The following is a 13,062-nucleotide window of genomic DNA, read 5'->3' on the forward strand; positions in this document are numbered from 1 at the left end:
CAGTACGCCGACCACGGCAATCGGCGCGATGGCAGAGGCCGACAGTTCTCGCTTTTCCGTCGGTTCGGCCATCCTCAGCGCGGTACGGCGACCGCGTAGCACTCCAGTGCCGCGGCGAGCTCCCCGTGGACCCGGGCGTGCAGCAGGGTCCCGTCCGCCGTGTGATCGCTGGCCAGTACGTCGCCGGCGTCGTGCACCCGTGACACGAGGTCACCACGCTGATACGGCACGAGCACGGTCACCTCGACCTGCGGGTGCGGGACCCGGTCCTCGAGCATGTCCAGCAGCGTCTCCAGCCCGGCGCCGGTGCGGGCCGAGACGTAGACCGCGTCCGGGTAGAGGCGGCGCAGCCGGCCCAGCACGTCGGGGTCGGCCGCGTCGATCTTGTTGACGACGAGGACTTCCGGCACCCGAGTGGCGTCGATCTCGCCGAGTACCTCGTGCACCGCGGCGATCTGCGACTCCGGGTCGGGATGCGAACCGTCGACGACGTGCACCAGCAGGTCGGCGTCGGTGACCTCGTCCAGGGTCGAGCGGAACGCCTCGACCAGCTGGTGCGGCAGGTGTCGGACGAACCCGACGGTGTCGGTCAGCGTGAACTCCCGGCCGTCGCGGGTGTGCGCCCGCCGTACGGTCGGATCGAGGGTCGCGAAGAGGGCATCCTCGACCAGTACGCCGGCACCGGTGAGGCGGTTGAGCAGGCTGGACTTGCCGGCGTTGGTGTAGCCGGCGATCGCGACGGCCGGAACCTCGCGGCGTACCCGTTCCTGCCGTTTCGTACCCCGGACCTGTGACATTCCGGCGATCTCGCGGCGCAGCTTGGCCACCCGCGCCCGGATCCGCCGCCGGTCGGTCTCGATCTTGGTCTCGCCTGGTCCACGGGTCCCGATGCCGCCACCGCCGGCGACCCGGCCGCCCGCCTGACGGGACATCGACTCGCCCCAGCCGCGCAGCCTCGGGATGAGGTACTGCAGCTGAGCGAGCTCGACCTGCGCCTTGCCCTCCTTGCTGCGGGCGTGCTGGGCGAAGATGTCGAGGATCAGCGCGGTCCGGTCGATCACCTTGACCTTGACGATCGACTCGAGCTGGCGCAGCTGACCCGGGGTCAGCTCACCGTCGCAGACGACGGTGTCGGCGCCGGTGGCCACCACCACGTCGCGCAGCTCGCGGGCCTTGCCGGAGCCGATGTAGGTCGCGGGGTCCGGCCGGTCCCGGCGCTGGACCAGCGCCTCGAGCACCTGCGACCCGGCCGTTTCGGCCAGAGCGGCGAGCTCGACCATCGAGTTGTCCGCCGATGCGGCTGTGCCGTCGGTCCATACCCCGACCAGGACCACCCGTTCGAGGCGTAGCTGGCGGTATTCGACCTCGCTGACGTCGGAGAGTTCGGTCGCGAGTCCGGTGACGCGGCGCAGTGCCTGGCGCTCGGCGAGCTCCAAGCCCTCGCCGTCAGCTTCGAAGAGCGGCCTGTGTGCCGCAGCGGGTTCAGTCATCTGTACGTCAATGGTGCCACGGGCGGCGGGGGAAGACACCTCCATTAGCCGGAGCTACTCCGGGTGTACCCCGCGCCGATCGCGGTGCATGGCGAAGAAGACCGACCATCGGATTCCGTCGGGATCGGGCGGCCGGCGGGCATATTCGTCGAACACGTCCTGCAGTCGGTCCAGGAACTCCTCGAGCTGCTCCGGGCCGAGGGTCAGGCCGAGCCGTGAGGCGCTCTTCAGCGTGCCCGCCTCGGCCGCCTCGGCCAGGAACGCCTGCAGCATCGCATCGGAGGATTGACCGACCACTTCGACGTCGCTCTGGGAGAGCTCCCAGGATTTGCGGGTCGCCCGGTAGGGCCGCTCGCGCGCTCCCCGACGTCCGCGGCGGGGCGGCAGCGCCTGCAGGAACCCGTCGTCGACGAGGCGCCGGACGTGGTGCAGCACCGACGCCGGATCGCGGCCGAGCCGGTCCGCGATCTCCTTGTTGGTCAGCTCGTCGTCCAGGCACAGCCGGAGGATCCGCAGCCGCACGGCCGACGCCAGGGTGCGTGCCTCGGATTCCGTCGCCGGACGGCGAACACGGTCCGTCGCCATCTACACAGCCTAGGGGGCGCCTGAAGCAAAGTCATTGACATTTCCCAATCACTCGCTCAGGCTGCAATGGTGCGCCATCGTGCCGGGGCTCAGAGCCTGATCCACCACCGCGACTTCGTCCGGTTGTGGTGCGGCGACACGGTGAGCCAGTTCGGGACGCAGATCACCCTGCTCGCCGCCCCGTTGCTCGCCGTCACGGTGCTGCACGCCTCACCGTTCCAGGTCGGCCTGCTGACCACGTTCGAAACGCTCGCCTTCCTCGTGGTCGGCCTCCCCGCCGGGGCCTGGGTCGACCGGATGCGCCGCCGCAACGTGATGATCGTCGCCGACCTCTGCCGCGGAGTCGCCCTCGGCTCGGTGCCGGTGGCCGCCTACCTCGGCGTACTCACGATCGGGCAGCTGTACGTCGTCGTGCTGGTCAACGGCGTCTTCACCGTCTTCTTCGACGTGGCCTACCAGAGCTACCTGCCCTTCCTCGTCGGTCGGGAGCACCTGGTGGAGGGCAACGCGAAGCTGCAGGCGAGCCAGTCGGTCTCGATGGTGGCCGGACCGAGCATCGGCGGCCTGCTCGTCCAGGTGCTGAGCCCGGCGACCGCGCTGCTCGCCGACGCCGCGAGCTTCCTGTGGTCGGCGCTCTGGGTGGGCCTGATCCGCCACCGCGAGGTCCGCCCGCAGCGGGCGCCCGACGCGCATCTCGGCCGCGAGATCAAGGAGGGAGTCGCCTTCGTCGTACGGGATCCGCTGCTGCGGGCCATCGCGGCGACCACCGGCAGCTCGAACCTGTTCTCCGCCATGAGCGGGGCGATGATGATCGTGCTGCTCGCCCGGATACTGCACCTGTCCGCCGGCCTCATCGGTGTGCTGCTCAGCGTGGGCGCCGTCGGCGGCCTGCTCGGGGCGCTGCTGGCCCGGCGGATCGCCGATCGCTACGGGCAGGGTCAGACGATCTGGAAGAGCGTGGCGGTGTCGGGGGTCTTCGCGCTGCTGTTTCCGCTGGCCGGGCATGGCTGGCTGCTCGTCCTGCCCGCCGTGGGATTCTTCGTCACCTTCGCCGGCTCCACCGTCTACAACATCACCCAGGTCAGCTTCCGCCAGGGACTGTGCCCCGACCGGCTGCTCGGCCGGATGAACGCCAGCATGCGCTTCATCGTCTGGGGCACCATGCCGGTCGGTGGGCTGATCGGCGGCGTACTGGGTTCGGCCATCGGTGTGCGCGAGACGGTGTGGGTGGCGTCCGTGGCTTCGCTGTTCGTCTTTCTTCCGGCCTATCTGTCGCCGCTGCGCAGGATGCGCGAACTGCCGACCGGCTACGACCCCGAGCCGGAGCCCACCGAACCCGATTCCACCGGCGCCGAGCCGGAGCTGGAGTCCGTCGACGGCGAGGTATGACCCGCCTGCCGCAACCACGCCGCGGACAGCCGGCCACTGCCGACCAGGACCGCCGGGCCGCGCAGCAGGACGGTCCCGTCGGTCCGCCACGACACGGTCAGGACGCCGCCCGGGACCTGCACCTGAAACTCGTCACCGCGGCCGGTGCCGTCGGCCGCGACCGTCGCCACGACCGCGGCGCAGACCCCGGTGCCACATGAGCGCGTCTCCCCCACCCCGCGCTCGTGCACCCGCATCGTCAGGCGCCGCCGGCCGCTGCGCACGACGAACTCGACGTTCTGTCCGTCGGGCAGCGCCGGTTCGACAACGGGAGGCGAGGACAGGTCCAGCGCGTCGAGAGAATTCTCGTCGTCGACCCGGACCACGACGTGCGGGTTGCCCATCGAGATCGCGACGCCCGGTCGACCGGCCACGACGGGGCTGTCGGTGAGTAGCTGCGGGGTCCCCATGTCGACCGTGACGTCACCGGTCTCGGGTACGCGGACCGCGCGCAGGCCGCCGCGGGTGGCGAGCATCAGCTCACCCGGCTCGGCCATCCCCGCATCGACGAGGTACCGCGCGTAGACCCGCACCCCGTTGCCGCACATCTCCGCGATCGAGCCGTCGGCGTTGCGGTAGTCCATGAACCAGCGGGCGCCCGAGCCCTCCGCCGCCGGCACGACCCGCAGCACGCCGTCGGCCCCGATCCCCGCCCGCCGGTCGCACAGTGCCCGGACCAGCTCCGGCCGCAGGTCGAGGCGATCGCCCGGATCGGGTAGCAGGACGAAGTCGTTCTCCGTCCCGTGTCCCTTCACGAACGTCACGAACCCGTTGTCCACGCCGTCTCCCTCGTCACTCCTCGACGCCCGACCGTTCAGTCGAGCGTACGGCGCAGGGCCTCGTCCTCGAGCGTGGGCGAGTCGGCGGAGAGCCAGATCACCCGCGGATCGCGGCGGAGCCAGGACCGCTGCCGGCGGGCGAAGCGCCGGGTCGCAAGCTGCGTCTGCTCCCGCGCCTCGTCCGCGGTGCACCGGCCGGCCAGCAGGTCGAGCACCTGCGCGTAGCCGAGTGCGCGGCTCGCGGTGCGTCCCTCCCGCAGGCCGACGGCGAGCAGTCCGGTGACCTCGTCGACCAGCCCGCGGGCCCACATCCGGTCGACCCGTGCCTCGATCCGGGGATCGAGGTCGACACAGTCGAGACCGATCTGCCGGCACCCCGGCCGGTCGTCGTAGGAGGGCAGCGTCGCCGAGAAGGGCCGCCCGGAGATCTCGATCACCTCGAGTGCGCGCACGATACGGCGGCCGTTGCTGGGCAGAATCGCCTCGGCCGCGGCCGGGTCGACGCCCGCCAGCCGCCGATGCAGCGTTTGCGCGCCGACGTCAGCGAGCTCGCGCTCCAGGCGGTTCCGGACATCGGGGTCGGTGCCCGGAAAGTCGATCTGGTCGACCACCGCCCGTACGTAGAGCCCGGAACCCCCGACGAGAACCGGGATCCGGCCCCGGCCGCGGATCTCCGCCACGGCGGCGAGAGCGAGTCGCTGGTATTCCGCCACGCTGGCCGCCTCGGTGACGTCCCAGACGTCGTAGAGGTGGTGCGGCACGCCCTGGCGCTCGGCGGCCGTGGGTTTCGCCGTTCCGATGTCCATGCCCCGGTAGATCTGCATCGAGTCGGCGTTGACGATCTCGCCGCCGATCCGCTGCGCCAGCCGGACCGCCAGCATTGACTTCCCGACGGCGGTGGGCCCGACGACCGCGATCAGTGGGGGCGCGCTCACCGCCGTCGCCGCGTAGGCCGGTCGGCCGAATGACCGCCGGTGTGGTCGGGCGCCCGCATGTCTGAAAGGCTAATCGGTGCGGAGGCCGGTGACCGCGGCGCAGGTATCACCGTGGCCGTGCGGCCGCCGAACCTGTGAGAATGCCCGCACCGGCACCTCTTGCAGGGTCGGGTGTGGAGGAGGAGCAAACCCGATGACGCCAGGCACCGACCGATCGGCCACCTCGTGGGGTCGCATCGACGACGACGGCACGGTCTACGTGCGCACGTCGGCCGGTGAACGCAGCGTCGGGTCCTGGCAGGCCGGCGACCCCCAGGCCGGCTTGGAGCATTTCGCCCGGCGCTACGCCGACCTGGTCACCGAGGTGGAGCTGCTCGAGCAGCGGCTGGCCTCCGGCGCGGGCGACCCGGCGGCCACGGGCAAGCACGCCCGCGACCTGCGCAAGGGCCTGCCCACCGCCAGCGTCGTCGGCGACCTCGATGCCCTCGACCAGCGGCTGGAGCGGCTCATCGAGTCCGCCCGCGGCCGCGCCGACGCCCGTGCGGCCGACCGGACCGCGGCCCGGGAGCGAGCGGTCGCCGCCAAGGAGGCCCTGGTGGTCGAGGCCGAAGGGCTCGCCACCCACGACTCCGGCTGGAAGACGACCGGCGACCGGTTCCGGACGATCGTCGAGGAGTGGCGCGAGATCAAGGGCGTCGACCGGCGTACCGACGAAGCACTGTGGAAACGGCTGCGGACCGCCCGCGACACCTTCACCCGCCAGCGCGGCGCGCACTTCGCCGCCCTCGACGTCGAACGCGACGCCGTACGCGAGCACAAGGAGCGCCTGATCACCGAGGCCGAGAGCCTGGCGGAGTCGAGCGACTGGGGACCCACCGCGTCGCGCCTGAAGGCGCTGATGCGGGAGTGGAAGGACGCCGGGCGCGCGGCGAAGTCGGTCGACGACGCGCTGTGGAAGCGGTTCCGCGCCGCGCAGGACACGTTCTTCGGCCGGCGGGCCGAGCTGCTACGGGCCCGGGACGCGGAGAAGCTGGACAACCAACGCACCCGGGAGGCACTGATCGGCGAGGCCGAGGCTCTCGATCCCGATCGCGACCGGCAGGGCGCCCGCGCCGCGCTGCGCCGGATCCAGGAACGCTACGACGCCGTCGGCCCTGCTCCGCGGGAGTCGGCGCGGGCCCTCGACGACCGCATGCGCGGAGCCGAGGAACGGGTCCGTGCCGCCGCCGACGAGCGGGCCCAGGTCACGGCGAGCAACCCACTGCTCGACCAGATGCGCCAGGCGGTGGAGAAGGCCGAGAACGCGGTCACCCGGGCCCGGGCCGCCGGCGACGACCGCCGGGTCGCCGAAACCGAAGCCGCCCTGGCCGCCCGGCGCGACTGGCTGGCCGAGGCCGAGCGCACCACCAGCCGCTGACCACCCGGATCAGCTCGCCGGCGCACCGACCGTCGGCATGCCCAGCAGCACCCCAGGAGTCGCCGGACGCAGCCCCGCCTCACTCGCGTCGCCGGCGCGGGTACGCCGGTGCGCTTGCACCGGGCCGTCGGCGACCAGGTGGTGCGGCGCGGCGTAGGTGACAGCGGTGTGCACGACGTCGCCGGGCCGGACCTGCGGCGATCCGGCGAAGTGCACCAGCCGGCCGTCCCGCGCCCGGCCGGTCATCCGGTGCGTCGCCGCGTCCTTGCGTCCCTCGCCGGTCGTGACGAGCACCTCGACCACCTCGCCGACGAGCCGCTTGTTCCCTTGCCAGGCACCCTCTTCGACGGCCTCGACCAGTCGGTCGTACCGCTCCTGCACGACCGGCTTCGGGATCTGATCAGCCATACCCGCGGCCGGCGTACCGGGCCGCGGCGAGTACTGGAAGGTGAACGCTCCGGCGAATTCGGCCCGGCGTACGACGTCCACCGTCGCCGCGAAGTCCTCCTCCGTCTCGCCCGGGAAGCCGACGATGATGTCGGTCGTGACGGCCGCGTCCGGCATCGCGGCGCGCACCTTGTCGAGGATCGCGACGTAGCGGTCGCGCCGGTAGGAGCGCCGCATCGCCTTGAGCACCCTGTCCGAGCCCGACTGCAGTGGCATGTGCAGCTGGTGGCAGACGTTGGGCGTCTCGGCCATCGCCGCGATCACGTCGTCGGTGAAGTCCCGCGGGTGCGGGCTGGTGAAGCGGACCCGCTCCAGCCCGTCGACGTCGCCGCAGGCCCGCAGCAGCCGGCCGAAGGCGAGCCGGTCACCGAAGCTGCGGCCGTAGGAGTTGACGTTCTGCCCGAGCAGCGTGACCTCCAGGACGCCCTGCTCGACCAGCGCTCGGACCTCGGCGAGCACGTCGCCCGGGCGCCGGTCGGTCTCCTTGCCGCGCAGCGACGGCACAATGCAGAACGTGCAGGTGTTGTCACACCCGACCGAGATCGACACCCACCCGGCGTAGGACGACTCCCGCCGGGTCGGCAGGGTCGAGGGGAACACCTCGAGCGACTCGGCGATCTCCACCTGCGCCTCGTCGTTGTGCCGGGCCCGCTCCAGCAGTGCCGGCAGCGACCCGATGTTGTGGGTGCCGAAGACCACGTCCACCCAGGGCGCCCGCCGGGTGATCTCGCCGCGGTCCTTCTGAGCCAGGCAGCCGCCCACCGCGATCTGCATGCCCGGGTGGCCGGACTTGACCGGGCGCAGCTGGCCGAGGTTGCCGTAGAGCCGGTTGTCGGCGTTCTCCCGGACCGCACAGGTGTTGAGGACCACGACGTCGGCGGAGTCCGCGGCGGCCGCGGGGGTGTAGCCGGCCTCCTCGAGCAGCCCGGCCAGTCGTTCGGAGTCGTGCACGTTCATCTGGCACCCGAAGGTGCGGACCGTGTAGGTGCGTGCGTTCACAATCGTCCCGGACTCGGTGTCTCGTCGTCGCGCCGTCGGGAGTCGAGGGTACGCGAGCGGTCGCCGGCGGCCCGCCGGATCGGGCTGGCAGCCGCCTCAGGCGAGGCGGTAGACCCGCCGCGCGGTGTCACCGAACACCGCCGCCCGTTCGGTCTCGGAGAGCTGGCCGGTCAGGTCCTCCGCCGCCGCCATGACCCGGTCGTACGGCGCGGCGAGCGTGCACACCGGCCAATCCGAGCCGAACATCAACCGCTCCGGGCCGAACGCGTCGAGCACCACGTCGGCGTAGGGGCGCAGGTCGTCGACCGTCCAGGCGCCGCGGTCGGCCTCGGTGACCATCCCGGACAGCTTGCACACGACGTTGTCCTGCGCGGCCAGCGCCCGGATCCTGGTCTCCCAGGGCTCGCGGTCCCCCGAGGCGATCGGCGGCTTCGACAGGTGGTCGACGACGAAGCGAAGATCGGGCTGGTCGATCACGGTGCGCACGGCGGCGGGCAGCTGCCCGGGGAGGGTGAGTAGGTCGTAGACGAGCCCGGCGTCGGCGACGGCGCCCAGCCCGCGCCGGACTTCGGGCCGGCACAGCCAATCAGGGTCGGGCTCGCCCTGGACCCCGTGCCGGAAACCCACGAGCCGCGCGCCGCCGGTGCCGGCGCGCAACGCCGTAATCCGATCGCCCACATCGCCCTTGGTCAGGTCCACCCAGCCGACGACGCCGGCGACCACGCCCGGGCCGTCGGCGGTCTCGAGCAGGTCGGCGGTCTCCTCCGCGATGTCCACGGCCTGCACCACGACGGTCTGCGCGACGCCGGACCGGTCGAGCAGCGGGGTGAGGTCGTCGAGGGCGAAGGTGCGCCGGATGGGGGCGCAGGCCGGATCGTCGAGCCACGGGTAGTCGCGACGGGTCACGTCCCACAGATGGTGGTGGGCGTCGATCCGCCCGGGCCGCGCGCCGCTCACGCCGGCAACAGCCCGTCCGCGATCAGCTCCGCCCACAGGTCGGCGGGCACCGGCGTCGCCAGCGCGGCGGCGTTGGTCTCGAGTTCGGCCACCGATCGCACCCCGGTGAGCACCGAGGCGACGGCCGGGTGCCGCAACGGGAACTGCAGCGCCGCGGCGGCCAGCGGCACCCCGTGCCGGCGGCACACGGCGTCCAGCCGCCGGGCCCGGTCGAGGACCTCCGGCGCGGCCGGGCGGTAGTCGAAGCGGGCGCCGGGGCGCGGATCGGCGAGGATGCCGGAGTTGTAGACGCCGCCGACGACGACCGACACGGTGCGCTCGAGGCACAGCGGGAGCAGCTCGGTCAGCCCGGACTGGTCGAGCAGGGTGTAGCGCCCGGCGAGCAGCACGCAGTCGATGTCCGTCTCGCGCACGAACCGGGCCGGGATCTGCGGGCCGTTCATGCCCACGCCGATCGCCGACACGACGCCTTCGCTGCGGAGCTGGTGCAGCGCCGGGTAGGCCTCGGTGAGCGCCTGCTCGACGTGGTCGTCGGGGTCGTGGATGTAGACGATGTCGACCCGGTCGAGCCCGAGCCGCTGCAGGCTCTCCTCGAGGGATCGGCGTACGCCGTCCGCAGTGAAGTCGAAGACCGGCATGGTGTCGCCGGCGACCGCGAAGTCACCGGTGTCGGCGCCGCTCGCCGGTCGGATCAGCCGCCCCACCTTGGTGGAGAGCCGGACCCGGCCCGGCGGGAGCCCGGCCAGTGCCGCGCCGGTACGCCGTTCGGCGACGCCGTGGCCGTAGAACGGCGCCGTGTCGACGTAACTGAGCCCGAGCTCGACGGCCCGACGTACGGTCGCCGTCGCCTCGTCGTCGGTGACCTCGGTGAAGAGGTTCCCGAGCGGTGCGGTGCCGAGCGAGAGCGCGCTGACCGTGAGGTCGGTGGCGCCGAGCGGGCGCTGCTCGTCGACCCGCCGGCCGGTCGTCTCCGCCACCGTGTCGCTCACGCCTGGCCGACCTGCTGCCGCTGGCGGCCGAGACCGTCGACCTCGAGCTCCATGACGTCGCCGGCCCGCAGGTAGGGCTGGTCGGGCATTCCCATCGCGACGCCGGCCGGCGTACCGGTGTTCACGACATCGCCCGGGTCGAGCACCATGAACTGGCTGAGGTACCAGATCACGTAGTCGACCGCGAAGATCATGTCCTTGGTGGTGCCGTCCTGCCGCGTCTCGCCGTTGACCGACAGCCGCAGGCCGAGCGCCTGCGGGTCGGGAACCTCGTCGGCGGGGACCAGCCACGGCCCGAGCGGGTTGAAGGTCTCGCACGACTTGCCCTTGACCCACTGCCCGCCGCGCTCGAGCTGGAAGGCCCGCTCGGAGACGTCGTTGCTGATGGCGTAGCCGGCGATGACGGCCCGGGCGGCCTCCGGCGACTCGAGGTAGCGGGCGGGCGCGCCGATGACCACGGCGAGCTCGACCTCCCAGTCGGTCTTGACGCTCCCCCGCGGGATCAGCACCTCGTCGTAGGGGCCGATGACCGTGTTGCTCGCCTTCGTGAACACCACCGGCTCGCCGGGGATGTCGGCGTGCGTCTCCGCGGCGTGGTCGCGGTAGTTGAGGCCGATGCAGACGACCTTGCCCGGGCGCGACATCGGTGCCCCGACGCGGAGCCCGTCGGTCTGCGCGGCCGGCAGGTCACCGGCCCCGACGGCCGCCCGGATCCGGTCGAGACCGCCGTCCCTGATAAAAGCCGGGTCGATGTCGGCGGTGACCGGCCGTAGGTCGAGCAGCCGGCCGTCGTCGGTGCGTACGACCGGCGTCTCCCGGCCCGGATCCCCGAACCTCATGAACTGCACGTCGCTCTCCTTCTCCTCGGATGACCGTGCCCGAGGCTACCGGCCGGCCCGCCCCCGCCACCTCTCGGCGCCGGTCGGCTGGTATACCTGCCTGCACCGAATCACGGCTCGAAGGACCCGGCCCCCGGGAGCTGCCTGTGCCCTCGCGCGTCACCGCGCTGGAGACGACCGACATCCGTTTCCCGACCTCCCGCGATCTGGACGGGTCGGACGCGATGAACCCCGACCCCGACTACTCCGCGGCCTACGTCGTCCTGCACACCGACGACCCGGCCGGGCTCGCCGGGCACGGTTTCGCGTTCACCATCGGCCGTGGCAACGACGTGGTCGTGGCCGCGATCGAGGTGCTGCGCGACCACCTGGTCGGCCTGTCGGTCGAGGAGATGGTGGCCGACATGGGCGCCTTCGCCCGCCGGCTCACCCATGACAGCCCGCTGCGCTGGCTGGGCCCGGAGAAGGGCGTCATGCACATGGCGATCGCCGCGGTCGTCAACGCGGCGTGGGACCTCTACGCCCGCCGCGAGGGCAAGCCGCTGTGGAAGCTGCTGGCCGATCTGAGCCCGCAGCAGGTCGTCGACCTCGTCGACTTCCGCTACCTGTCCGACGCCCTCCCCCCGCAACGCGCGTTGGACATCCTGCAGGCGGCCGAGCCCGGAAAGGCCGACCGCGAGCACCGGCTTCGGGGCGAGGGATATCCGGCGTACACCACGAGTCCCGGCTGGCTCGGCTACGACGACGCCAAGCTCGCCCGGCTGGCCCGGGAGGCCGTCGACCAGGGCTTCACCCAGATCAAGCTCAAGGTGGGCGCCGACCTCGACGATGACATCCGCCGGCTGCGGACGGCCCGGGCGGTGGTCGGCGACAAGGTCCGCATCGCGGTCGACGCCAACCAGCGGTGGGACGTCGCCGACGCGATCGCCTGGATGCGCCGGCTGGCCGAGTTCGACCCGTGGTGGATCGAGGAACCGACCAGCCCGGACGACATCCTCGGCCACGCCGCCATCCGGCGGGGCATCGCCCCGATCCGCGTCGCCACCGGTGAGCACGTGCAGAACCGCGTCGTCTTCAAGCAGCTCATGCAGGCCGAGGCGATCGACGTCTGCCAGATCGACGCGGCACGGGTCGGCGGCGTCAACGAGAACATCGCGATCCTGCTGCTGGCCACGGCCTTCGGCATCCCGGTCTGCCCGCACGCGGGCGGCGTCGGGCTGTGTGAGCTGGTGCAGCACCTCTCGATGTTCGACTTCGTCGCGGTCAGCACGACCATGCAGGACCGGGCGATCGAATACGTCGACCACCTGCACGAGCACTTCGTCGACCCGGTGACGGTCACCGACGCGCGCTTCCACGTGCCGACCGCACCCGGCTTCTCCGCGCAGATCCGCCCCGAATCCCTTGCCGAATACCAGTTCCCGGATGGTCCAGTGTGGAAAGAGGCATGAACGACTTCGAGGGTCTGGCCGCGATAGTGACCGGTGGCGGATCCGGGATCGGGCTGGCGACCGCGTCGCTGCTGGCCGAGCGGGGCGCTGAGGTGGCCGTGCTCGACGTCGACCCGTCACCGGCGCCCAAACCGCTGCTGGGCTTCCCCGCCGACGTCACCGACGACGCCTCCGTGCGGGCGGCGGTCGATGAGGCCGTGACCGCGCTCGGCCGGCTCGACGTCGTCGTCAACAACGCCGGCATCGGCGCGCAGGGAACGGTCGAGGACAACAGCGACGACGAGTGGCACCGGGTCTTCGACGTCAACGTGGTGGGCATGGTGCGCGTCGCCCGGGCCGCGCTCCCCCACCTACGCCGGTCCGCGCACCCCGCGATCGTCAACACCTGCTCTGTCGCGGCCACCGCGGGCCTCCCGCAGCGGGCGCTCTACTCGGCCAGCAAGGGCGCGGTGCAGTCGCTCACCATGGCGATGTCCGCAGACCTCGCGCGCGACGGTGTGCGGGTCAACTGCGTCAACCCGGGCACCGTCGACACCCCGTGGGTGGGTCGCCTGCTCGACGCGGCGGCGGATCCGGCCGGCGAGCGGGCCGCGCTCGAAGCCCGCCAGCCGATCGGCCGGCTGGTCTCCGCCGACGAGGTCGCCCAGGCGATCGCCTACCTCGCGAGCCCGCTCTCGGCGTCGACCACCGGTACGGCGCTGGCCGTCGACGGCGGCATGCAGGGTCTGCGGCTGCGCCCCGCGTAG

12 protein-coding genes are annotated in these 13,062 nt (G+C 72.2%); 4 read left to right on the forward strand and 8 right to left on the reverse strand.

Annotation, left to right across the window (positions count from 1 at the left end; genetic code table 11):
* Nucleotides 1-74: 74 nt before the first annotated feature.
* Nucleotides 75-1,490: a GTPase HflX gene (hflX, locus tag VGH85_12685; protein HEY2174655.1), complete on the reverse strand. Its 1,416-nt coding sequence runs from the start codon at nucleotides 1,488-1,490 to the stop codon at nucleotides 75-77.
* Between the two features lie 54 nt (nucleotides 1,491-1,544).
* Entirely contained in the window at nucleotides 1,545-2,075 is a 531-nt protein-coding gene (locus VGH85_12690; protein HEY2174656.1) for a helix-turn-helix domain-containing protein, read from the reverse strand.
* Nucleotides 2,076-2,141: 66 nt separating this feature from the next.
* Here VGH85_12690 and VGH85_12695 point away from each other — a divergent pair, with 66 nt between their 5' ends.
* Nucleotides 2,142-3,464 carry an MFS transporter gene (locus VGH85_12695; GenBank protein ID HEY2174657.1) on the forward strand — a complete coding sequence of 441 codons (1,323 nt, stop codon included), beginning with the start codon at nucleotides 2,142-2,144 and terminating at the stop codon, nucleotides 3,462-3,464.
* Here VGH85_12695 and dapF read toward each other — a convergent pair.
* Together dapF and miaA are read right to left on the reverse strand one after the other, a co-directional pair.
* Nucleotides 3,383-4,282 carry a diaminopimelate epimerase gene (gene dapF, locus VGH85_12700; GenBank protein ID HEY2174658.1) on the reverse strand — a complete coding sequence of 300 codons (900 nt, stop codon included), beginning with the start codon at nucleotides 4,280-4,282 and terminating at the stop codon, nucleotides 3,383-3,385. The two genes, VGH85_12695 and dapF, sit on opposite strands and share 82 nt — an antisense overlap.
* A 35-nt stretch (nucleotides 4,283-4,317) precedes the next feature.
* Nucleotides 4,318-5,217 carry a tRNA (adenosine(37)-N6)-dimethylallyltransferase MiaA gene (gene miaA / locus VGH85_12705; GenBank protein HEY2174659.1) on the reverse strand — a complete coding sequence of 300 codons (900 nt, stop codon included), beginning with the start codon at nucleotides 5,215-5,217 and terminating at the stop codon, nucleotides 4,318-4,320.
* Between the two features lie 193 nt (nucleotides 5,218-5,410).
* Between miaA and VGH85_12710 the strand changes: the two genes are divergently transcribed.
* Entirely contained in the window at nucleotides 5,411-6,634 is a 1,224-nt protein-coding gene (locus tag VGH85_12710; protein ID HEY2174660.1) for a DUF349 domain-containing protein, read from the forward strand.
* 9 nt (nucleotides 6,635-6,643) lie between these two features.
* On the opposite strand, the gene miaB is transcribed toward VGH85_12710, so the two are convergent.
* The 4 genes from miaB to VGH85_12730 all read right to left on the reverse strand — a co-directional run bounded on the left by miaB (nucleotide 6,644) and on the right by VGH85_12730 (nucleotide 10,865).
* Nucleotides 6,644-8,080, reverse strand: coding sequence for a tRNA (N6-isopentenyl adenosine(37)-C2)-methylthiotransferase MiaB (miaB, locus tag VGH85_12715; GenBank protein ID HEY2174661.1), 1,437 nt, complete (start codon nucleotides 8,078-8,080; stop codon nucleotides 6,644-6,646).
* Between the two features lie 96 nt (nucleotides 8,081-8,176).
* A complete protein-coding gene (locus tag VGH85_12720) occupies nucleotides 8,177-9,037 on the reverse strand; it encodes an amidohydrolase family protein (protein HEY2174662.1) in 861 nt (286 codons plus the stop codon).
* The gene (locus VGH85_12725; GenBank protein HEY2174663.1) at nucleotides 9,034-10,026 is read right to left on the reverse strand and encodes an aldo/keto reductase; all 993 of its coding nucleotides are present in this window, start codon (nucleotides 10,024-10,026) and stop codon (nucleotides 9,034-9,036) included. Before VGH85_12725 ends, VGH85_12720 begins: the two co-directional genes overlap by 4 nt.
* Nucleotides 10,023-10,865, reverse strand: a complete 843-nt coding sequence (locus VGH85_12730; GenBank protein ID HEY2174664.1) for a fumarylacetoacetate hydrolase family protein — start codon at nucleotides 10,863-10,865, stop codon at nucleotides 10,023-10,025. The genes VGH85_12725 and VGH85_12730 overlap by 4 nt, the downstream gene beginning before the upstream one ends.
* 146 nt (nucleotides 10,866-11,011) lie before the next feature.
* Here VGH85_12730 and VGH85_12735 point away from each other — a divergent pair, with 146 nt between their 5' ends.
* Both VGH85_12735 and VGH85_12740 read left to right on the forward strand, forming a co-directional pair.
* Complete coding sequence (locus VGH85_12735) at nucleotides 11,012-12,316, forward strand: L-fuconate dehydratase (GenBank protein ID HEY2174665.1); 1,305 nt, start codon at nucleotides 11,012-11,014, stop codon at nucleotides 12,314-12,316.
* Nucleotides 12,313-13,062 (forward strand): SDR family oxidoreductase, encoded by a 750-nt coding sequence (locus tag VGH85_12740; protein ID HEY2174666.1) that lies wholly within the window; start codon nucleotides 12,313-12,315, stop codon nucleotides 13,060-13,062. Before VGH85_12735 ends, VGH85_12740 begins: the two co-directional genes overlap by 4 nt.

It is taken from the genome of Mycobacteriales bacterium (assembly GCA_036497565.1).
Taxonomy (GTDB): Bacteria; Actinomycetota; Actinomycetes; order Mycobacteriales; family QHCD01; genus DASXJE01.